Source organism: Serratia sp. (in: enterobacteria) (assembly GCF_052400455.1).
Classification (GTDB): domain Bacteria; phylum Pseudomonadota; class Gammaproteobacteria; order Enterobacterales; family Enterobacteriaceae; genus Serratia; species Serratia ureilytica.
Genome location: NZ_CP185812.1, coordinates 733,063 through 754,250, shown reverse-complemented (window position 1 = coordinate 754,250; position 21,188 = coordinate 733,063). Strand labels below are relative to the sequence as shown.

Here is a 21,188-nt window from a genome sequence, read left to right as displayed (position 1 = left end):
AACGACATCAATACTGATGGAAGCACGCCGAGAAACGCGTAAAACCCGCTCGCCGTTCCCCCGCGCAAACCGCTACCGTTGTTTTCCACACCCTTATGGAGGAAACAACGCATGGAAACGCAACGCGGCTTTAGCCTGATCGAACTGATGGTGGTGATCGCCATCATCGCCATCCTCAGCGCCATCGGCATTCCCGCCTACCAGCGCTACATCCAGAAAGCGGCGATGACCGACATGCTGCAAACCATGGCGCCGTATAAGCTGGCGGTCGAGCTGTGCGTACTGGATGAAGGCGCGCCCGCCGGCTGTGAAGCCGGCAGCAAAGGCATTCCCAGCGGCGGCGCGTCGCGTTACGTCAGCGGGGTGAAAGTCGTTAAAGGCGTAATCACGCTGACCGGCACCCAAACGCTGCAGGGGCTGGCGGTGGCGTTAACCCCCAAGTCGAACGCCGATGGGCTGACCCGCTGGACCCGGCTGTGCAGCAGCGAAAACGCGACGCTGGTTGAGGTGTGCCGGGAAGTCTTCCGCTTCGACGACGCGGCGGAGTAACGGCGATGAACGCGCAAATCAGCGAAGAGGTTCACACCCTGTGTCGGCGCTATCAGGCGCTGGCGTTGAGCGAAGACCCGACCACCCTGACGGTCGCGCTCAGCGAAGAAGCGCCGCAGGGGCTGCTGGCGGCGCTGCGTTTCGCCACCGGCAAACGCATCCATCTGGAACAATGGCCGGCGGCCAGGTTGGAGCTGGCGCTTAACCAGCGCCACGAACCGCTCTCGGCGCCGCTGGCGGCCGAAGAGGACACAACCGACATCGCCTACCCCGACGACGGCGATGCGCCGGTGGTGCAATTCATCAACCAGACGCTGCGCCTGGCCATCCAGCGCCGCGCCTCGGACATCCACTTCGAGCCTTTTCGGCAGCATTTTCGCATTCGTCTGCGCATCGACGGCGTGCTGCAAACCCTCGCCTCACCGCCGCCGCAGCTGACCGCGCGCCTCATCGCCCGGCTGAAGATCCTCGGCCAACTGGATATCGCCGAGCGCCGTCAACCTCAGGACGGGCAGCTCAGCCTGACGCTGGACAGCGCGCGCTATGCCATGCGTATCGCCACTCTGCCGACGCTGCACGGCGAAAAGGTGGTGCTGCGCGTTCAGCAGGGCGAGCAACAAGAACTGCCGCTGGATCAGTTAGGCATGAGCCGGGCGGATCTGGCGCGCTACGCGACGGCGCTGGCCTGCCCGCAAGGGTTGATCCTGGTGACCGGCCCGACCGGCAGCGGCAAAACGGTGACGCTGTACAGCGGTCTGCGCCAGTTGAACGATGCGCAGAGCAACCTGTGCAGCGTCGAGGATCCGGTCGAGATCCCGTTGTTCGGCGTTAATCAGACCCAGATCAACGCCAAAACCGAGCTGAGCTTCGCCCGGGTGTTGCGCGCCCTGCTGCGCCAGGATCCAGACGTCATCATGATCGGCGAGATCCGCGATGCGGAAACCGCCGAGATCGCGGTCAAGGCCGCGCAAACCGGCCACCTGGTGCTGTCGACGCTGCATACCAACTCCACCGGCGAAACCCTGACGCGGCTGATGCACATGGGGATCCCCGGCTACCTGCTCGCCGGCTGTCTGAAGCTGATCGTCGCGCAGCGGTTGGTGCGCAGACTGTGCCGCCACTGCCGCTATCCGCACAGCCAGCCGACGCATTTTCCCAGCGCGATCTGGCCGGAACCGCTCACTGTCTGGCGCGCCGATGGCTGCGAGCATTGCTTCGGCGGTTACTATGGGCGCATCGGCGTGTATGAACTGTTGGCCATTACGCCGGAAATACAGGCGGCATTGCTGGCGAACGCCGCTCCCAGTCTGCTAGCGGATATCGCCCGCGAACAGGGGCAGCTTTCGCTGCTGCAAGCGGGCCTGGCGCTGGCCGCCGAAGGCACGACCTCGCTGGAAGAACTGTACCGCGTGATCGACGTCGTCCAGCCTGGCATAGCCGCGCCATGAAAGCGCGCCGGCTGTTTCTTTGGCAGGCTTTCGACGCACAGGGCGCCTTACGCCGCGGCGAACTGATGAGCGAGGAAAAATGGCAGGTGAGCCGGTTGCTGATCGAACAAGGCCTGCAACCGTGCCGAATCGGGCACGGCAAACGCGTTACGCCCGGCCAATGGCGTGGAGAACCGTTAATCCACTTCACCCGCCAGCTCGCCACTCTGCTGCAGGCGGGGTTGCCGCTGGTCAATGCGCTGCAGTTGCTGGCAGCAGAGCATCCTTCGGCAGCCTGGCGCTGCCTGTTGCGCCAGCTGGCCGACCAGGTGCGCGAAGGGCAACCGCTTTCCGAAACCCTCGCCGAACAACCGGGGATTTTTCCCCTGATCTATCGCCAGCTGATCGCCATCGGTGAACTGACCGGCAACCTCGATCGCTGCTGCCTGCAGCTGGCGCAACAACAAGAGGCCCAGTTGCTGCTGCGCCGCAAGGTGACCAAAGCGCTGCGTTATCCCCTCTTCATCTGCGCGGTGGCGCTGATGGTCAGCGTGTTAATGCTGGTGATGGTGCTGCCGGAATTCGCCAAGGTTTATCAATCGTTCGATGCGCCGCTGCCCTGGTTTACCCAAGGGTTGCTGGCATTGTCTGCGCAGTTGATCGCCACCGGCCCCTATCTGGCGCTGCTGCTGGGCGCGTCGCTGTTCGGCTATGGCCGCTGGCTGCACCCGCGCCCGCCGTGGCGCAGACGTGAACAGGCACTCTTGCTGCGCCTGCCGCTGATCGCCCGGCTGGTGAGCGGCGGCGCGCTGAGCCAAACATTTCGCATCCTGACCATGACCCAACGCGCCGGGCTGACGCTGGTGGAAGGGTTGAACGCGGCGGCGTTGGCGGCTGACCATCTGCTGTACAAACAGGCGCTGGAGCAGATGCAACGGCAGATCGCCGAAGGCGAAGCCTTTCATCATGCCCTGGGCCTGCAACCGCTGTTTCCGCCGCTGTGCCGGCAGCTGGTGCGGGTGGGCGAAGAGTCCGGTTCACTGGACGCCTTGCTGGATAAATTGGCGCAGTGGTATGAACGGCAAACGCACGAGCTGGCCGATACGCTGGCGCAAACGCTGGAGCCGCTGCTGATGCTGGTGGTAGGTGGGATTGTCGGCGCTTTGGTGATCGCCATGTATCTGCCTATCTTTCAACTGGGCAGCGTATTGGGATAAGGGAAAAAGGATAGCGGGCGCCGCGGTGCGCTGCGCCCGAATGCAAGGTGCGGCTTATTTGCTGCCGAAGACGCGGTTTTCCTGCTCCGCCACACGGATAAAGGTGGTGCGCTTGGTCAGCTCTTTCAAACGCTCGGCGCCGACGTAGGTGCAGGCGGAACGCAGGCCGCCGAGGATATCGCGCACGGTGAACTCCACCTCGCCTCGCAGCGGCAGCTTGACGGTTTTGCCTTCGGCCGCGCGATACTCCGCCACGCCGCCGACGTGGCGCTTCATCGCTGACTCGGAGCTCATGCCGTAGAACAGCATGAATTTCTCGCCGTTCTCTTCCACCACGGTGCCTTCGCACTCGTCGTGGCCGGCCAGCATACCGCCCAGCATCACGAAGTCCGCGCCGCCGCCGAAGGCTTTGGCGACATCGCCCGGCACCGAGCAACCGCCGTCGCTGACGATTTGGCCGCCCAGCCCGTGGGCCGCATCGGCGCATTCGATCACCGCCGACAGCTGCGGATAGCCCACGCCGGTCTTCACGCGGGTGGTGCATACCGATCCCGGCCCGATGCCGACTTTAACGATGTCGGCGCCGGAGAGGATCAACTCTTCCACCATCTCGCCGGTCACTACGTTGCCGGCGCAGATGACGTGATTCGGGCAGGCTTCGCGCGCTTTCTGCAGGAAGGCGACGAAGTGTTCAGAGTAGCCGTTGGCCACGTCGATACAGATGAATTTCAGTGCCGGAGACAGGGCCAGGATCTGCTGCATTTTGGCGAAGTCGGCTTCGGAGGTGCCGGTGGACACCATCACGTGGCGCAGCACCGATTCCGGCATGCGCTGCACGAAGTCAGCCCATTGCTCGACGCTGTAATGTTTGTGTACGGCGGTGAGAACGTCGAAAGAAGCCAGGGCCTCGGCCATGCGGAAGGTGCCCACCGTGTCCATGTTAGCTGCGATAATCGGCACGCCGGACCAGCTGCAACCTGAATGCTTGAAGGTAAACTGACGTTCCAGTTCAACCTCGGAACGGCTTTTCAACGTGGAACGCTTAGGGCGGATCAACACGTCTTTAAAGCCTAACTTCAAATCTTCTTCAATACGCATGACTTATGATTTCCTGGTTAATGGCGACGGATCGCAAGGAGGATATTCGAACCTCTGCCCGACGGCTTTCCCATGGCGCGGAAAGATGACGGCGAGATTAATGCCAGTTCCAGTGACGTTATAATACGCGCTAATAATCGCCGAACAAGACTGCGAATTCGCCTTTATTTACGCTACAATCCGACAAATTTACCTGCATAATCGCAGTGTGATTGCCCGCTCATTTCTGCCGTGCCGCTGCGCTTTTTCTCGCCGCCCAAACGGGGCCGAGGCGCAAGCGCCGCCTGCCGACTTGCACTTCTGCGCGATCGCTTTATGATTCGTCTATTATTTTTTTATGAACATCGGATGCACCTAACACCATGGCCTACATTGTTGCGTTGACCGGGGGCATAGGCAGCGGCAAAACGACCGTTGCGAACGCCTTTGCGCGCCACGGCGCAGCCATTGTCGATGCCGACGTGATCGCCCGTCAGGTCGTTAAGCCGGGCACCCCTGCTCTGGCCGCGATCGCCGAGCGATTTGGTAATGAAATGTTGCTGCCGGACGGCGCGCTCAACCGCGCTGCGCTGCGTCAGCGTATCTTCAGCCGCCCCGATGATAAAACCTGGCTGAACCAACTGCTGCATCCGCTGATACACCGCGAGACCCAACGCCAACTGGCGCAGGCGGCCAGCCCGTACGCGCTGTGGGTCGTGCCGCTGCTGGTGGAAAACGGCCTGCAGGATCGCGCCGATCGGGTGCTGGTGATCGACGTCGACGCCGAAACCCAGTTGGCTCGCACCATCGCGCGCGACGGCATCAGCCGCGAGCAAGCGCAGAGCATTCTCGCCGCCCAGGCCACGCGCCAGCAGCGCCTCGCCGTGGCGGATGACATTATTGACAACAGCGGCGCCGCTCAGGGGATAGAGCCACGGGTCGCCGCACTGCATCGTCGCTACCTTGAACTGGCGGCAACAGCGCCCCAACAGGATTAAACTGCATGAGTGATGTTTCCCCAACCGTTCTCTTTGAACACCCGCTGAACGAAAAAATGCGTACCTGGCTGCGCATCGAGTTTTTACTGCAACAGCTGCACGGCCAGCGCGCCCTGAGCGAAACCGCCATCGCCCTTACCTTTTTCCGCACCGTCTCCGATTTGCTGGACGTACTGGAGCGCGGCGAGGTACGCACCGAACTGCTCAAAGAGCTGGAGCGTCAGCAGCAAAAACTGTTGGCCTGGGCCGATGTGCCGGGCGTGGATATGGCGCTGATCGAGCAGTTGCGCGGCCAGTTGAAGTCGCGTTCATCGGCGCTGATGGCGGCACCGCGCCTCGGTCAGGCACTGCGTGAAGACCGGCTGATCGGCCTGGTGCGCCAGCGTCTGAACATTCCCGGCGGCTGCTGCAGCTTCGATTTGCCGACCCTGCACATGTGGATGCACGCGCCGCAGCAGGATCGCGATGCCGACGTCGCCGCCTGGCTGCAGTCGCTGGATCCGCTGAACCAGGCGCTGATCATGGTGCTGGATCTGATCCGTCAGTCGGGGCCGTTCCGCAATCAAATCAGTCTGAACGGCTTTTTCCAGGACAACGCCGAAGGGGCGGATCTGCTGCGCCTGCGCCTTCATCTGGCGCCGCAGCTTTATCCGCAAATTTCCGGCCACAAGACGCGTTATGCCATTCGTTTCCTGCCGTTGGACAGCGAACATGGCATGGTGCCTGAACGCCTGACGTTCGAACTGGCCTGTTGTTGAACTCATGAAAGCAAGCCTTCTCAGCACCGCCAGAAGGCGTAAGGAACCGTTATGACGACCGTAGTGAAATGCCCAACCTGTGGCACCGGCGTGGTTTGGGGCGAAGTCAGCCCATTCCGGCCGTTTTGCAGCAAGCGCTGCCAACTGATCGATCTTGGCGAGTGGGCCGATGAAGAGAAGCGCATTCCGAGCAACAGCGATTTGTCGGAAAGTGAGGACTGGAGCGAACTCGACGACCGCTAATCGCCGATTGAAGGCCTGGCGCACGCCAGGCCGATAGTGTTATTGCGCGGCGCCAGCCTGCGCCACCAGCAGTTGGATAATGCCGGCATTGGCTTCCGGGAACTCGTCTTCACGCAGCTCCGCCTGTTTTACCCAGCGCATCGGCTGCCCCTCACGGCCAAACGGCTCGCCCGCCCAATGCTCCACCAGATAAAAATTCAGCGTCACGATGCGATCGCTGAAGCGATGTTCCACCACCTCCAGCAGTTCGGCCCGCTCGGCTTCGATACTGGTCTCTTCACGCAGCTCGCGGCTCAGCGCCTGTTCCGGCGTCTCACCCGGTTCGATCTTGCCGCCGGGAAACTCCCAAAATCCGGCCATGTGCGCGTCAGCGGCGCGGCGCGTAATAAAGATCTCCCGTTGAGCATTGCGGATGATGCCCACGGCGATATTCAGATGTTTCATCTCACCCTCCTGATGGGTGCCAAAAAACAGGGGCTCAGCAAGCTGAACCCCCGGGTATTATCAGTCAACCGCGGCCGGCATTACTGCAGGCGGCCATGGCACTGCTTGTATTTCTTGCCGGAACCGCATGGGCAAGGATCGTTGCGGCCCACTTTGCGCTCGGCGGTCGCCGGCGCGTTCGGATCTTCGGTCACCAGCGCGTTCTCGTCGTGGTGGCTCAGCTGTTGCTGCTGCGCCAGACGCTCGGCCTCTTCACGGCGCTGCTGTTCCAGCGCTTCCACCTCTTCCGGCATCCGCACCTGTACCTTGCTCAGCACGCTGATCACTTCATATTTCAGCGATTCCAGCATGGTGGCGAACATGTTGAAGGATTCGCGCTTGTACTCCTGCTTCGGATCCTTCTGCGCATAGCCGCGCAGGTGGATGCCCTGACGCAGGTAGTCCATCGCCGCCAGGTGCTCTTTCCACAGGGAATCCAACGTCTGCAGCATCACGCCCTTCTCGAAGTTGCGCATCATTTCGCTGCCGACCACTTCTTCCTTACGCAGGTACTGCTCTTTGGCGTTCTCCAGAATGCGTTCGCGCAGCGTCTCTTCGTGCAGCTCCGGCTCTTTGTCCAGCCACTGGGCAATCGGCATCTCCAGATCGAAGTCGTTCTTCAGACGCTCTTCCAGCCCCTGAATGTCCCACTCTTCTTCCAGCGACTGCGGCGTGATGTAGTTGTCGATGGTGCTCTTGAACACGTCCTCGCGGATGCTGGCGATGGTTTCGCTCACGTCGGACACGTCCAGCAATTCGTTACGCTGGCTGTAGATGGCGCGGCGCTGATCGTTGGCGACGTCGTCGTATTCCAGCAGTTGCTTACGGATATCGAAGTTGCGGCTTTCCACTTTGCGCTGCGCGTTGGCGATCGCCTTGGTCACCCACGGGTGCTCAATCGCTTCGCCTTCTTTCATGCCCAGTTTACGCATCATGCCGGACACGCGATCCGAGGCGAAGATACGCATCAGGGCATCTTCCATCGACAGGTAGAAGCGGGATGAACCGGCGTCGCCCTGACGGCCGGAACGGCCGCGCAGCTGGTTATCGATACGGCGCGATTCATGGCGCTCGGTGCCGATGATATGCAGGCCGCCCGCCGCCAGCACCGCGTCGTGGCGCTCTTTCCAGGCGGCTTTGATGGCTTCGATCTGCTCTTCGGTCGGTTCTTCCAGCAGCGCCACTTCGGCCTGCCAGCTGCCGCCCAGCACGATATCGGTACCACGGCCCGCCATGTTGGTGGCGATGGTTACCGCACCGCTCTGGCCGGCCTGGGCGACGATGTCCGCTTCCATGGCGTGGAATTTGGCGTTCAACACCTTGTGGTCGATGCCCGCTTTGGTCAGCTCTCGGGACACCACTTCGGATTTCTCGATCGAGATGGTCCCCACCAGCACCGGCTGGCCTTTGGCGGTACGCTCGCGGATGTCTTCAATGATGGCGCCGATCTTCTCTTTCTCGGTCATGTACACCAGATCCGGCATATCCTTACGGATCATCGGACGGTTGGTTGGCACCACGATCGTGTCCAGCTTGTAGATCGAGCTGAATTCGAAGGCTTCGGTATCGGCGGTACCGGTCATCCCGGCCAGCTTCTCGTACAGACGGAAGTAGTTCTGGAAGGTGATCGAAGCCAGCGTCTGGTTCTCGTTCTGGATCTCCACGCCTTCTTTGGCTTCCACCGCCTGGTGCAGACCGTCGGACCAGCGGCGGCCCTGCATGGTACGGCCGGTGTGCTCATCGACGATGATCACTTCGCCGTCTTTCACGATGTAGTCCACGTCGCGGGTGAACAGCACGTGGGCGCGCAGCGCGGCGGTAACGTGGTGCATCAGCATGATGTTGGTCGGCGAGTACAGCGATTCGCCTTCATCCATGATGCCGGCTTCCACCAGCATCTCTTCGATCAGGATCAGACCGCGTTCGGTCAGGTGTACCTGACGCGCCTTCTCGTCCACCGAGAAGTGCCCTTCACCTTTGAAGGTGTCGGAGTCTTCTTTTTCCTGGCGGATCAGTTTAGGGATCAGCTTGTTGACCTTGATGTACATCTCGGAGCTGTCTTCTGCCGGGCCGGAGATGATCAGCGGCGTACGCGCTTCATCGATCAGGATGGAGTCCACCTCATCCACCAGCGCATAGTGCAGTTTGCGCTGCACGCGCTCTTCCGGGCTGAAAGCCATGTTGTCGCGCAGGTAGTCGAAGCCGTACTCGTTGTTGGTGCCGTAGGTGATGTCGGCGGCGTAAGCTTCGCGCTTGGCCGGCGCCGGCATGCCCGGCAGGTTGATGCCGATGCTCAGGCCGAGGAACTCGAACAGCGGACGGTTGTTTTCGGCGTCGCGCTGCGCCAGATAGTCGTTGACGGTCACGACGTGCACGCCGCGGCCGCTCAGGGCGTTCAGGTAGGCCGGCAGCGTCGCGGTCAGGGTTTTACCTTCACCGGTGCGCATCTCGGCGATGCAGCGGTCGTTCAGTACCATGCCGCCCAGCAGCTGCACGTCGAAGTGACGCATGCCGAACACGCGCTTGCTCGCCTCACGCACCACGGCGAAGGCTTCCGGGATCAGGCTTTCCAGCGATTCGCCCTTCTCCAGGCGCGCGCGGAATTCGTTGGTTTTCGCTTTCAACTCGTCATCGGACAGCTTTTCCATGTCCGGTTCCATGCGGTTGATCTGCTCAACCACTTTGCGCATGCGGCGCAGGGTACGATCGTTACGGCTGCCAAAAACTTTGGTTAATAATTTCACTAACATGATGTTTGATATCTCTGTCATGACCGCCGAGCGCGGCAGTCAACTTGCTATTATTTATGGTTTTTGTGCCCAAAGGGCGAGTTCAGACGAGGGCGACGGGCCCGGCGCGAATGCCCTGCACCTGCGCCACCCACAGGCCGGTCTGGTGCCGCGCCAGCGTTGGCAGCACCTCAAGGTGGGTATGGCGAATGATGGTCGGCGGCTTCGGCTCGTGCGTCAGCAGCGCGTTGAGAGTGGAAAGCAGCGCCAGTTGCGCTACCTGCAAAGGGGGTTCCGTTTCGGCTTCGCTCTCCTGCACCCGCGCATAAACCGCCTGCGGCGCCAGCGCGAAAGAGAGGTGACGGATGACGGTGCGCAGCGCATGTTGCTGCCAATAATCTACGCTGAAGGTAGGACGGCGATGCGCGTCCTGCAGCAGGGCCAGGCTGTTGAAGGTGCCGTTGGCCGAATTTTGCCGGTTAAGGCTGGACGATGTGCTCGGCAATGCAGCCTGATCGGGTGCGCCGGACAAATTGGAAGGCGCGCCAAGCGTGGCCGCAACCATCCCTAACAGGAGATGGGGCCAGAAATAACGTCTGCCAAATTGTCGCCAACGATTTAGAATACCGATCACGAGTTTATAATCCGCCGGAGCCCATTATGCGCGATAGCCGTCCACAATTATTAGATGTCCTGTTCGACGACGCGTCTGCCGGCAGCAAAGGGCCGCTGCATAACGTCCAGCAACGCGCGGTGGCGCTGCTCAAGCTTAACCGTGCAGTGAAGGGCCTGTTGCCCGCTCCCCTGCATCCCTGGTGCCGCGTCGCGAATTTCCGACAGGGTATTTTAGTGCTCGAAACGGCAAATGCCAGTTGGATGATGCGCTTGCGCTACGAACAACCCGCTTTGCTGTCTGCACTACGAGCGCAAATTCTACCATCATTGTCGTCGATCGACATCAGGATTAATCCGGCCTTGATGGCGAAAGGCAGCAACCAGGTGCAAAACGCCGAAAAAGCGCCGGAAAAACCCGTGCCGATGCGGCATTTGAGTCTGGAGAGTGCGGAAGAGCTGAGGGGATTGGCGAGCCGTAGCCCGGAGAAACTGCGCAAGATATTGGAACGGCTGGCTGCATTGGCCGGAGAGGGTACCAACACAACCAGTCGTGATAAGTAATCAGCGACACGGACTGCAAAATACCGGACAGCCGACACCACACCATCGTGAGCCTGAATTCTCAGGCTCTCAGGGGATGCGCCTGCCGTTATTCGCAGGTGAGGAATGCAGACCTTACGCCAATACGGTAGACGGTGCCTTGAATGCCAATGGCATTTCGGCTTCGTCCTGGAAGGTCACGTATTCCCACGCTTCCTGCTTGGCCAGCACGGCCTGCAGCAGTTTGTTGTTCAGCGCGTGGCCAGACTTGAACGCGGTGAACGCGCCAATGATGTTGTGGCCGCACATGAACAGGTCGCCGATGGCGTCCAGCATTTTGTGACGTACGAATTCGTCTTCGAAACGCAGACCGTCTTCGTTCAGCACGCGGTAGTCATCTACCACGATGGCGCAGTCGAAGCTGCCGCCCAAGGCCAGGCCACGGGACTGCAGGTATTCGATATCACGCATGAACCCGAAGGTGCGCGCGCGGCTGATTTGACGCACGAACGACTCAGCCGAGAAATCAAGACGATAGCGCTGAGAGCTGGCGTCGATGGCCGGGTGGTTGAAGTCGATGGTGAAGTCCAGGCGGAACCCGTTATGCGGGGACAGCTCGGCCCACTTGTCGCCATCTTCAACGCGTACGGTCTCTTTCAGACGCAGGAATTTCTTCGCCGAGTTCAGTTCTTCGATGCCGGCATCCAGCAGCAAGAACACGAACGGACTGGCGCTGCCGTCCATGATTGGGATTTCAGCGGCGTCGACTTCGATGACGATGTTGTCGATGCCCAGCCCAGCCAGCGCGGCGTTAAGATGCTCAACGGTCGAAATACGCACGTCATGCTCATTCACCAGGCAAGTACAGAGCATGGTATCACGCACGGATTTTGCATCAGCCGGAAAATCAACCGGTGGATTCAAGTCAGTGCGACGATAGATGACCCCGGTATTAGCCGGCGCTGGGCGCATTGTCAGCGTGACTTTCTTGCCGGTATGCAAACCGACGCCAGTCGCCTGAACAATACGTTTTAATGTCCTTTGTTTGATCATCGTTTTATCTCGCAATGTTATCCATCCTACCAGCCAAGCATACAGCATGGCTGGCGGGACAGTTTAGCACAAAGAGCGGAGATTCCAAATTCTCAGGATATTCTTAGTCTGCCTGTTTACGCAGGAAGGCTGGAATATCAAGATAGTCGGGCTCTTTATTCGGCTGCGCAGCTTGGTCGTTGACCACCTTCGCGGCAGGTTTCACTTCCTGCGGCAGAGGCGACATGCCGTGCTGCTGATAACGGTGATCCATCACCGGCTGGCTGGCCTGTTTATTGGTCACCAGGGTGATTTCAGGACGCTTGTCCATACCGATACCGGTTGCAACCACGGTTACGCGCAGTTCGTCGTTCATTTCCGGATCCAGCGAGGTACCGATAACCACGGTGGCGTTGTCGGAAGCGAACGCACGGATGGTGTTACCCACGGTTTCGAACTCATCCAGACGCAGGTCGAAGCCGGCGGTGATGTTGACCAGTACGCCGCGCGCGCCGGACAGGTCGATGTCTTCCAGCAGTGGGCTGGAGATCGCCATTTCGGCCGCTTCTTCGGCGCGGTCTTCACCGCAAGCCACGCCAGAACCCATCATCGCGTAGCCCATTTCGGACATCACGGTGCGCACGTCGGCGAAGTCGACGTTCATCAGGCCCGGACGGGTGATCAGCTCGGCGATACCCTGCACCGCGCCTTTCAGCACGTCGTTGGCCGCGCCGAACGCGTCCAGCAGGGAGATGCCGCGACCCAGAACTTTCAACAGCTTGTCGTTCGGGATGGTGATCAGTGAGTCCACGTGTTTGGACAGTTCAGCGATACCCTGCTCCGCGAATGCCATGCGCTTTTTGCCTTCGAAGTTGAAAGGCTTGGTCACCACGGCCACGGTCAGAATACCCAAATCTTTAGCCACTTCAGCCACCACTGGCGCCGCACCGGTACCGGTGCCGCCGCCCATGCCGGCTGCGATGAAGACCATGTCTGCGCCGTCCAGCGCTGCGCGCAGGGCTTCGCGGTCTTCTTCCGCTGAATTGCGACCCACTTCCGGGTTCGCGCCCGCACCCAGACCTTTGGTAATACCGCTACCAATCTGGATGGTTTGGCCAACCGCCGTTTTGCGGAGCGCCTGGGCGTCCGTGTTCACAGCGAAGAATTCAACACCTTCGATGCGCTCGCGCACCATGTGTTCAACGGCGTTGCCACCGCCGCCGCCGACGCCGATGACTTTAATCACCGCGTCATTGGTTAGTTCCATTGGTTCAAACATAGTTTCTCTCCGTTTTGTGCCTGTCGCTGCGAGATCATAAAAAGATTACTCAGCATGATCTCTTTGTTGAAACATTAAAACTCTTTTCTCAGCCAGCTATTGATGCGTTTAAACCAATTGCCCACCGAGGCGCGTTTTTCTACTTCTGTCTCACCGCTCAGGTGAGACTCTTTTCCATAGTGCAGCAGACCTACCGCCGTCGAGTAGTAAGGCTCCTGCGCATAATCCGTCAGACCCGTGATGTTCAAGGGTTGGCCGATGCGTACCTGGGTGTGGAACACCCGTTGCGCACAGGCTGCCAGGCCATCAATCTGGGCGGCGCCACCGGTCAGCACGATACCGGCCGCCAGATGATGCTTCACCCCTTGCTGACGCAGTTGCTCCTGCAATTGCAAAATTTCATCGTTAACCAGATTCAACAGTTCGGTGTAGCGTGGCTCAATGACTTCAGCCAGCGTCTGTCTTTGCAGACTGCGCGGAGGACGTCCCCCGACGCTAGGCACCTCTACATTCTCATCCTTGCTAACAATCGACCCAAGCGCACAACCGTGTCGAACTTTAATCGCTTCCGCGTCGGTCGGCGGCGTGCCGAAGGCGTAAGCGATATCGCTGGTGACCACGTTCCCGGCGTAAGGGATCACTTTGGTGTGGCGCAGCGCACCGCCGGTGTACACCGCCATATCCATGGTGCCGCCGCCGATATCCACCACGCAAACGCCGAGTTCGCGTTCATCTTCGGTCAGCACCGCGTAGCTCGCGGCCAGACCGGCGAAAATAAGTTGGTCAACTTTCAGGCCGCAACGTTCCACGGCCTTGACGATGTTCTTCGCCATATCGTTATGGCAGGTAATCAGATGCACCTTGGCCTGCATGCGCACGCCGGACAGCCCAACCGGGTTTTTGATGCCTTCCTGATAATCGATGGCGTATTCCTGAGGAATCACGTGCAGGATGCGGTGTTCGTCGCGCACGCGCACCGATTTGGCGGTGTGCACCACGTTCTCCACGTCGTCCTGCGTCACTTCCTCTTCCGAGATAGGCACCATGCCGATTTCGTTCTGGCAGCTGATGTGTTTGCCCGACAGCGCCAGGTACACCGACGAGATCTGGCAGTCCGCCATCAGCTCGGCCTGATCGATGGCGCGCTGTACGCACTTCACCACCGACTCCAGGTCGTTTACGCCGCCCTTATCCATGCCGCGAGACGGGCAGCTGCCCACCCCGATAATGTTGACCATGCCATCGGGCAGAACTTCCCCTACCAACGCGGAGACTTTTGCAGTACCGATCTCCAGTCCAACTACCAGTTTTCTGTCCGTCGACTTGATCATTGTTGTTTTGCCTGTGCCTGATTCTGTTGCTGATTACTGTTTTGCTGACCGCCAAGCGCCTGCGGATCGACCAACACCGGAGCCCACCCTACCGAAGCGCCGGACTCGTAGCGCAGATCGACATAGCTGACACGCTTGCTCTCCGCCTGGCCCTGCTGCTGCAATACCGGGTAAAGCTCGATAAACCGCTGCAAACGCCCGTTGCGGTCATCGCGCCCCAGCTCAAGCCGGACATCGTTGTCCAGCGCCAGCTGCCAGGAATGGCGCGCGGTCATCGCCGCCATTTTCAGCGTATATTTGCTGGCCGCCAACGTGGCGCTCATCGCCCGATAGCCTTCCAGCACATCCTGCTCGCTCCCTTCCGGCCCGTAGAGCAGCGGCAACTTCTGCTTGCCCGCCCGCTCCGCCGGCACGCTGAACGCTTTGCCCTCGGCGTCCACCATGTGCAAATCGTTCCAGCGCGCCACCGGGACATACTCCACCAGATGGATCTTCAGCTCATCCGGCCATTGTTTGCGCACGCTGGCCTGCTTGATCCACGGCAGACGTTCGATCTGCTGCTGGATGACGTCCACATCCTGCGTCATAAAGGTGCCGGGCGCGCCCAACGCCAGGATCGCCTGACGAATATCATCGTTGGTGGTGTAATGGCGTTCGCCGGTCACCACCAGCCTTGAGAGCGGCAGGCGACTGGCGTCTTTCATCCAGCCAAGCACCGCCCAACCGCTCCACACGACCGTTCCCAACACCATCAGCAGGAAAATCATTCCCGCCAACTGGGTTCCATTGCTGCGGCGCGGGCCGTTATCCACCTCGCGATCGCGCGCATTCAGGGCAGCTTGCGACATATCAGTCGGCCAACTCCAAAATTCTCGCCACTAGCTGCGAGAAGCTTAATCCAAACTGGCGCGCCGCCATCGGCACCAGGCTATGACTGGTCATGCCCGGAGAGGTGTTCACCTCAAGCAGATAGAAGCTGCCATCGCTGTCTTGCATCACATCGACGCGGCCCCAGCCGCTGCAGTCCAGACCGCGGTAGGCGCGCAGCGCCAACGCCGCCATCTCGGCTTCCTGCTCGGCGCTCAAACCGCTCGGGCAGAAGTACTGCGTGTCGTCCGAAATGTACTTGGCCTGATAGTCGTAAAACACGCCGGCCGGCTGGATGCGAATCGACGGCAACACCTGGTCGCCCAGCATCGCCACGGTGTATTCCGGGCCGCTCAACCACTTCTCCACCAGTACATCGTCGTCATGGCGGAAGGCTTCTTCCAACGCCGCTGCCAACGCCGCGCTTTCGGTGACCTTGCTCATGCCGACGCTGGAGCCTTCACGGCTCGGCTTGACGATCACCGGCAGACCGAGATCCGCCACGCGCGCCAGCAGCGCCGCTTTTTCGGCGCCGAGATACAGCTGGCGATTCAGCGCCACGTAAGGCGCCACCGGCAAGCCCATCGATTGCCACACCATCTTGGTGCGCCATTTGTCCATGGTCAGCGCCGAGGCCATCACGCCGCTGCCGGTATAAGGCAACTCGAGGAACTCCAGCAGCCCCTGCAGGGTGCCGTCCTCGCCGCCGCGGCCGTGCAGCGCGATAAACACTTTGGTGAACCCCTGCTCTTTCAGCTGGGTCACCGGGAAATCGCGGGTATCGACGCCATGCGCATCGATACCGGCTTCGCGCAACCCGGCCAGCACCGCGGTGCCGGACTGCAGAGAAACGTCACGTTCAGCGGAGGTGCCGCCCAGCAGAACTGCAACTTTATCAGCCATGGTGCTCCTCCTCTTTCTTCGGCGGCTGCAGCTTCAGCTCGGCCAGTTTACGGGCGATTTTGCCCACGTTGCCGGCGCCTTGCACCAGCACCAGGTCTTCATCCTGCAACAGCTGCGCCAGCGTTTCCGGCACGGTATCGGCATCGGAAACCAGGATCGGATCCAGCTTGCCGCGGCTGCGGATGGTGCGGCACAGCGAGCGGCTGTCCGCGCCCGGGATCGGCGCTTCGCCGGCGGCGTACACGTCGAGCATCAGCAGCACATCCACCTGCGACAGCACGTTGGCGAAATCGTCGTACAGATCGCGGGTGCGCGTGTAGCGGTGCGGCTGGAAGATCATCACCAGACGCTTGTCCGGCCAACCGGCGCGCGCCGCTTTCAACGTGGCGTCCACTTCGGTCGGATGGTGGCCGTAATCGTCCACCAGCATCGCGCTGCCCGCTTTGCCGTTGACCGGCTCCAGCGGAAACTCGCCGAGGAAATCGAAACGGCGCCCGGTGCCCTGGAAGCCCGCCAGCGCGCGCAGGATATCTTCGTCGTCGATGCCTTCTTCGGTCGCTACCGCCACCGCCGCCGCTGCGTTCAACGCATTGTGGCGGCCCGGCGCGTTCAGCGTCACCGTCAGCAACGGTTTGTCCTGACGGCTCAGGGTAAAGTGCCCCTGCGGCCCAATCTGCCGGTAGTCTTCGATGCGCACGTCGGCATCTTCACTGAAGCCGTAGGTGGTGATATGGCGGCCAACGCGCGGCAGCAGCTCACGCACCACCGGATCGTCGATGCACATTACCGCGCGACCGTAGAACGGCAGGTTGTGCAAGAAATTGATAAACGTCTGCTTCAGGTTCTCGAAGTCGCCCTGGTAGGTGTCCATGTGGTCGGCTTCGATGTTGGTGACCACGGCCACCATCGGCTGCAGATGCAGGAACGACGCATCGCTCTCATCCGCTTCCGCGATCAGATAACGGCTGGACCCCAATCGTGCGTGGGTGCCCGCCGCCTTCACCAGCCCGCCGTTAACGAAGGTCGGGTCCAGACGGGCTTCGGCGTAAATGCTCGAGACCATCGCCGTGGTGGTGGTTTTGCCGTGCGTGCCGGCGATAGCGATGCCGTGGCGAAAACGCATCAACTCCGCCAGCATTTCAGCGCGGCGGATCACCGGGATGCGCGCTTCACGGGCGGCGACGATCTCCGGGTTGTCGGCGGAGATGGCGGTAGACACCACCACCACGCTCGCATCCAGCACGTTTTCCGGACGGTGATTGAAATAAATCGTCGCCCCGAGCGCACTCAACTGCTGGGTCACAGGATTTGGCGCCAGGTCGGAGCCGCTGATCTGATACCCTTCATTTGCCAACACTTCGGCGATACCACCCATGCCGGCGCCACCGATGCCGACAAAGTGAATGTGCCGGACGCGACGCATCTCGGGCACGATAGTACGTAGTTTCGCCAGTTGTTGTGTATTCATCACTCTCTCTAATCCGGATCCGGTACCCCGGTCCTACATCACATTGCTTTTATTCAGATTCGGCGCGCCGAACCCCTGCACTCGTTACTTGGCGAGCCGCACCAGCTCCGCCGCCACTCGCTCGGTGGCGTCCGGAATGGCGACCGCGCGCGCTTTCTCGGCCATGGCCAGCAGCGTCTTGCGATCCCAGCTCGCCAGCAGTTCGGCCACCACATCGGCGTTGAACTGCGGCTGTTCGATAATCTTCGCCGCGCCGGCTTCTTCCAGCGGGCGTGCGTTCCAGTACTGTTGACGATCCTTGTGCATGAACGGCACGAAGATCGCCGGCAGCCCCGCCGCCGCGATTTCGCTGACGGTCAACGCGCCGGAGCGGCAGACCACCACGTCGGCCCAGGCATAGGCGGCGGCCATGTCGTCGATGAACTCGGTCACCTTGTGCTGCGTCTGCCCTACCCTCTCGTAGTCGCGCAGCACCGTTTCCAGCGCGCCCTTGCCAACCTGATGCCAGAGCGTAATTCTATCGCCCAAACGCGCCGCGACTTCAGGAACTGTCTGATTCAGCACGCGGGCGCCCTGACTTCCGCCAATCACCAGCACGCGGATCGGGCCTTCGCGCCCTTGCAACCGCTCCGCCGGCAACGGCAGCGCCAACACGTCGGTGCGCACCGGGTTGCCCACCACCTCGGCGTTCGGGAACGCGCCGGGGAAGGCCTGCATCACTTTGGCGGCGATGCGCGCCAGCCAGCGGTTGGTCAAGCCGGCGATGCCGTTCTGCTCGTGCAGCACCACCGGGATGCCGCACTGCCAGGCCGCCAGGCCGCCGGGGCCGGAAACGTAACCGCCCATCCCCAGCACCACATCCGGTTGATAACTGCGCATGATGGCTTTCGCCTGCCGCACCGCCTGCCAGATCCGCAGCGGCGCCGTCAACTGGGCCTTCAGGCCCTTGCCGCGCAGGCCAGAGATGCGGATAAAATCAATCTCGATCCCGTGCTTCGGCACCAGATCGGCTTCCATTCGGTCTGCGGTTCCGAGCCAGCGCACCTGCCAGCCCTGCGCCATCAGATGATGCGCGACCGCCAGCCCCGGGAACACATGCCCGCCGGTACCGCCTGCCATCACCATTAAACGCTTAGGTTTCCCGCTCATCCCTTACCTCTTCACAAACGCCTGAGCCTTGGTCAGGCGCGTTTCATAATCAATTCGCAGCAACAGCACGATCGCCGTCGACATAATCAGCAAGCTCGAACCGCCGTAACTGATCAGCGGCAGCGTCAGACCTTTGGTCGGCAGCATGCCCGCGGCGGCGCCGACGTTAACCAGCGCCTGGAAGCTGAACCATACGCCGATCGCGCAGGCCAGGAAGCCGGAGAAGCGTTGGTCGATCTCCAGCGCGCGGCGCCCGATGGACATCGCGCGAAAAGCGACGAAGAATACCATTAACAGGGCTAAAACCACACCGATATAGCCCAGTTCTTCACCCAAAATGGAGAAGATGAAGTCGGTGTGCGCTTCCGGCAAATACTCCAGTTTCTGCACCGAGTTGCCGAGCCCCTGCCCCCAGAACTCGCCGCGGCCGAATGCCATCAGCGACTGGGTCAACTGGTAGCCGCTGCCGAACGGGTCGGCCCACGGGTTCCAGAACGAGGTCACGCGGCGCATACGGTACGGTTCCGCGATAATCAGCAGCACCACGGCGAACACGCCGGAGCCGATGATCGCCATGAACTGCCACATTTTCGCGCCGGCCAGGAACAGCATCGCCAGCGTGGTGATGAACAGCACCACCACGGTGCCGAGATCCGGTTGCGCCAGCAGCAGCACCGCCAGCACCACCATGACGCCCATCGGCTTGCAGAAGCCCCAGAAGTTGCTGCGCACCTCTTCCACCTTGCGCACCAGATAGCTCGCCAGGTAGCAGAACAGCGACAGCTTGGACAGCTCCGCCGGCTGAATACGCAGCGGGCCGAGCGCGATCCAGCGCGAGGCCCCGTTCACCGAGCTCCCCACCACCAGGACGATCAGCAGCATCACGATCGACATCAGCAGCATCACGTTGCTGTAGCGCTGCCAAACTTCCATCGGGATGCGCAGCGTCACCAACGACAGGCCGAACGCCAGGCCGAGGTACAGCGCATCGCGTTTGGCGAACAGGAACGGATCGTCCGCCAGGCGTTGGCCGATCGGCATCGACGCCGAGGTCACCATCACGAAGCCGATGATCGCCAACCCGAAGGTCAGCCACAGCAGGGTGCGATCGTACAGCACCATGTTGACCGCGTCGTTGTCGCGCGCGCCGGTCACCCAGTCTTTCAGCCGTTCTGTCAGCCCGAAGTTCGGCAAGCGTAGTTTCATCCGCCAAGCTCCTGCGCCAGGCGGGCGAACTCATCGCCGCGCACTTCAAAATTACGGAACTGATCGAGACTGGCGCAGGCCGGCGACAACAGCACCATATCGCCGGGCTGTACGCGGCCGGCGATGGTGCGCATCGCCTGCTCCATGGTCTCGGTCAGCGTCGCCACTTCCGGCCGCAGCTGCGCCAGCTGGGCGCCGTCGCGGCCAAAGCAATACAGCCGCACGTTGTCGCCCTGCAGATAGCGCGCCAGCGGCGAGAAATCGGCGGACTTGCCGTCGCCGCCCAGCAGCAGATGCAGCGTGCCGTCCACCTGCAGGCCGTTCAGTGCCGCTTCGGTACTGCCGACGTTGGTGGCTTTGGAATCGTTGATCCAACGCACGCCGTTGTTCTCCCAGGCCAGCTGGAAGCGGTGCGCCAGGCCGGTGAAGGTGGTCAACGCCTTCAGGCTGGAGGCACGCGGGATATTGACCGCATCCGCCAACGCCAGCGCCGCCAGGGCGTTGGTGTAGTTGTGGCGGCCGGTCAGCTTCATCTCGCGCGTATTCAGCACCTTCTCACCGCGCACCCGCAGCCAGGTTTCGCCCTGCTGACGGTTCAGGTGATAGTCGCCCACGTCCGCCCCGAAGCTGACGCAGCGTTCGTCGGCGCCGCGCACCGGCATGGTCAGCGCATCGTCCGCGTTCACCACGCACACCGCGGCGTTTTCATACACGCGCAGCTTGGCGCCGCGATACTGCTGCAGGCCGAACGGATAGCGATCCATATGATCTTCGGTCACGTTCAGGATGGTCGCCGCCGCCGCCCGCAGGCTATACGTCGTTTCCAGCTGGAAGCTGGACAGCTCCAGCACGTAAAGCTGACATTCCTGGCGCAACAGGCTCAGCGCCGGCAGGCCGATATTGCCGCCCACGCCCACCGCCCAACCGGCGGCTTTCGCCATCTCGCCCACCAGGGTGGTGACGGTGCTCTTGCCGTTGGAGCCGGTAATCGCCACGATCGGCGCCTGCGCCTCGCGGCAGAACAGTTCGACGTCGCCGACGATTTCCACGCCGGCGTCAGCCGCGGCGCTCAATGCCGGGGTCGCCAGCGCGACGCCCGGGCTGGCGACGATCAGATCCGCCGCCAGCAGCCAGTCCTGGTTTAAATCGCCCAGATGGCGCTCCACGCTTTCAGGCAGTTTGTCCAACCCTGGCGGCGCGATACGGGTATCCATCACGCGCGGCGTCACGCCGCGCGCCATGAAGAAATCGACACAGGACAGGCCGGTGAGACCCAACCCGATGATGACGACTTTTCTACCCTGATAGTCTGCCATG

At 61.3% G+C, this 21,188-nt stretch carries 21 protein-coding genes; 7 read left to right on the top strand and 14 right to left on the bottom strand.

Features of this window, described 5'->3' with window-relative positions:
• The first annotated feature begins 111 nt into the window (after positions 1-111).
• From ppdD to hofC, 3 genes are read left to right on the top strand one after another with little or no spacing between them, the layout of a single operon-like run.
• Complete coding sequence (gene ppdD, locus ACORQT_RS03515; protein WP_033651664.1) at positions 112-549, top strand: prepilin peptidase-dependent pilin; 438 nt, start codon at positions 112-114, stop codon at positions 547-549.
• Between the two features lie 5 nt (positions 550-554).
• Complete coding sequence (gene gspE / locus ACORQT_RS03510; protein ID WP_042783693.1) at positions 555-1,997, top strand: type II secretion system protein GspE; 1,443 nt, start codon at positions 555-557, stop codon at positions 1,995-1,997.
• Positions 1,994-3,193, top strand: coding sequence for a protein transport protein HofC (gene hofC, locus ACORQT_RS03505; RefSeq protein WP_108680173.1), 1,200 nt, complete (start codon positions 1,994-1,996; stop codon positions 3,191-3,193). The genes gspE and hofC overlap by 4 nt, the downstream gene beginning before the upstream one ends.
• Positions 3,194-3,247: 54 nt before the next feature.
• On the opposite strand, the gene ACORQT_RS03500 is transcribed toward hofC, so the two are convergent.
• Positions 3,248-4,291, bottom strand: a complete 1,044-nt coding sequence (locus tag ACORQT_RS03500; protein WP_015376656.1) for a GMP reductase — start codon at positions 4,289-4,291, stop codon at positions 3,248-3,250.
• A 362-nt stretch (positions 4,292-4,653) separates the two neighbouring features.
• Between ACORQT_RS03500 and coaE the strand changes: the two genes are divergently transcribed.
• On the top strand, positions 4,654-5,268 hold the full coding sequence (gene coaE / locus ACORQT_RS03495) for a dephospho-CoA kinase (protein WP_072626735.1): 615 nt from the start codon (positions 4,654-4,656) through the stop codon (positions 5,266-5,268).
• Here coaE and ACORQT_RS03490 read toward each other — a convergent pair.
• On the bottom strand, positions 5,168-5,398 hold the full coding sequence (locus ACORQT_RS03490; protein WP_227414610.1) for a hypothetical protein: 231 nt from the start codon (positions 5,396-5,398) through the stop codon (positions 5,168-5,170). The two genes, coaE and ACORQT_RS03490, sit on opposite strands and share 101 nt — an antisense overlap.
• Here ACORQT_RS03490 and zapD point away from each other — a divergent pair.
• Both zapD and yacG read left to right on the top strand, forming a co-directional pair.
• Positions 5,325-6,026, top strand: a complete 702-nt coding sequence (gene zapD, locus ACORQT_RS03485) for a cell division protein ZapD (RefSeq protein ID WP_372507295.1) — start codon at positions 5,325-5,327, stop codon at positions 6,024-6,026. The two genes, ACORQT_RS03490 and zapD, sit on opposite strands and share 74 nt — an antisense overlap.
• Positions 6,027-6,077: 51 nt before the next feature.
• Positions 6,078-6,269 carry a DNA gyrase inhibitor YacG gene (gene yacG / locus ACORQT_RS03480; protein ID WP_025301578.1) on the top strand — a complete coding sequence of 64 codons (192 nt, stop codon included), beginning with the start codon at positions 6,078-6,080 and terminating at the stop codon, positions 6,267-6,269.
• A gap of 39 nt (positions 6,270-6,308) precedes the next feature.
• Here the strand turns inward: yacG and mutT are convergent, their stop codons facing one another.
• From mutT to secM, 3 genes are all read right to left on the bottom strand, one after another.
• Positions 6,309-6,713, bottom strand: coding sequence for an 8-oxo-dGTP diphosphatase MutT (mutT, locus tag ACORQT_RS03475; protein WP_108680172.1), 405 nt, complete (start codon positions 6,711-6,713; stop codon positions 6,309-6,311).
• Between the two features lie 80 nt (positions 6,714-6,793).
• A complete protein-coding gene (gene secA, locus ACORQT_RS03470; protein ID WP_042783690.1) occupies positions 6,794-9,502 on the bottom strand; it encodes a preprotein translocase subunit SecA in 2,709 nt (902 codons plus the stop codon).
• Between the two features lie 82 nt (positions 9,503-9,584).
• A complete protein-coding gene (gene secM / locus ACORQT_RS03465; protein WP_089191184.1) occupies positions 9,585-10,115 on the bottom strand; it encodes a secA translation cis-regulator SecM in 531 nt (176 codons plus the stop codon).
• A 26-nt stretch (positions 10,116-10,141) separates the two neighbouring features.
• Here secM and ACORQT_RS03460 point away from each other — a divergent pair, with 26 nt between their 5' ends.
• A complete protein-coding gene (locus ACORQT_RS03460; RefSeq protein ID WP_004932751.1) occupies positions 10,142-10,657 on the top strand; it encodes a DUF721 domain-containing protein in 516 nt (171 codons plus the stop codon).
• Between the two features lie 114 nt (positions 10,658-10,771).
• Here ACORQT_RS03460 and lpxC read toward each other — a convergent pair whose 3' ends face one another.
• The 9 genes from lpxC to murD all read right to left on the bottom strand — a co-directional run bounded on the left by lpxC (position 10,772) and on the right by murD (position 21,187).
• Positions 10,772-11,689, bottom strand: a complete 918-nt coding sequence (lpxC, locus tag ACORQT_RS03455; protein ID WP_004932754.1) for a UDP-3-O-acyl-N-acetylglucosamine deacetylase — start codon at positions 11,687-11,689, stop codon at positions 10,772-10,774.
• 103 nt (positions 11,690-11,792) lie between these two features.
• The gene (gene ftsZ, locus ACORQT_RS03450) at positions 11,793-12,947 is read right to left on the bottom strand and encodes a cell division protein FtsZ (protein WP_004932757.1); all 1,155 of its coding nucleotides are present in this window, start codon (positions 12,945-12,947) and stop codon (positions 11,793-11,795) included.
• Between the two features lie 74 nt (positions 12,948-13,021).
• Positions 13,022-14,278 carry a cell division protein FtsA gene (gene ftsA / locus ACORQT_RS03445; protein WP_004932758.1) on the bottom strand — a complete coding sequence of 419 codons (1,257 nt, stop codon included), beginning with the start codon at positions 14,276-14,278 and terminating at the stop codon, positions 13,022-13,024.
• On the bottom strand, positions 14,275-15,126 hold the full coding sequence (ftsQ, locus tag ACORQT_RS03440) for a cell division protein FtsQ (protein ID WP_004932761.1): 852 nt from the start codon (positions 15,124-15,126) through the stop codon (positions 14,275-14,277). The genes ftsA and ftsQ overlap by 4 nt, the downstream gene beginning before the upstream one ends.
• 1 nt (position 15,127) lies before the next feature.
• Positions 15,128-16,048: a D-alanine--D-alanine ligase gene (locus ACORQT_RS03435; RefSeq protein WP_108680171.1), complete on the bottom strand. Its 921-nt coding sequence runs from the start codon at positions 16,046-16,048 to the stop codon at positions 15,128-15,130.
• The gene (gene murC / locus ACORQT_RS03430; protein WP_025301571.1) at positions 16,041-17,516 is read right to left on the bottom strand and encodes a UDP-N-acetylmuramate--L-alanine ligase; all 1,476 of its coding nucleotides are present in this window, start codon (positions 17,514-17,516) and stop codon (positions 16,041-16,043) included. The genes ACORQT_RS03435 and murC overlap by 8 nt, the downstream gene beginning before the upstream one ends.
• Before the next feature lie 84 nt (positions 17,517-17,600).
• On the bottom strand, positions 17,601-18,665 hold the full coding sequence (gene murG, locus ACORQT_RS03425) for an undecaprenyldiphospho-muramoylpentapeptide beta-N-acetylglucosaminyltransferase (protein ID WP_004932773.1): 1,065 nt from the start codon (positions 18,663-18,665) through the stop codon (positions 17,601-17,603).
• Between the two features lie 3 nt (positions 18,666-18,668).
• A complete protein-coding gene (gene ftsW, locus ACORQT_RS03420; RefSeq protein WP_164057569.1) occupies positions 18,669-19,871 on the bottom strand; it encodes a cell division protein FtsW in 1,203 nt (400 codons plus the stop codon).
• Positions 19,868-21,187 carry a UDP-N-acetylmuramoyl-L-alanine--D-glutamate ligase gene (gene murD / locus ACORQT_RS03415; RefSeq protein ID WP_033641855.1) on the bottom strand — a complete coding sequence of 440 codons (1,320 nt, stop codon included), beginning with the start codon at positions 21,185-21,187 and terminating at the stop codon, positions 19,868-19,870. The genes ftsW and murD overlap by 4 nt, the downstream gene beginning before the upstream one ends.
• Position 21,188: the final 1 nt, after the last annotated feature.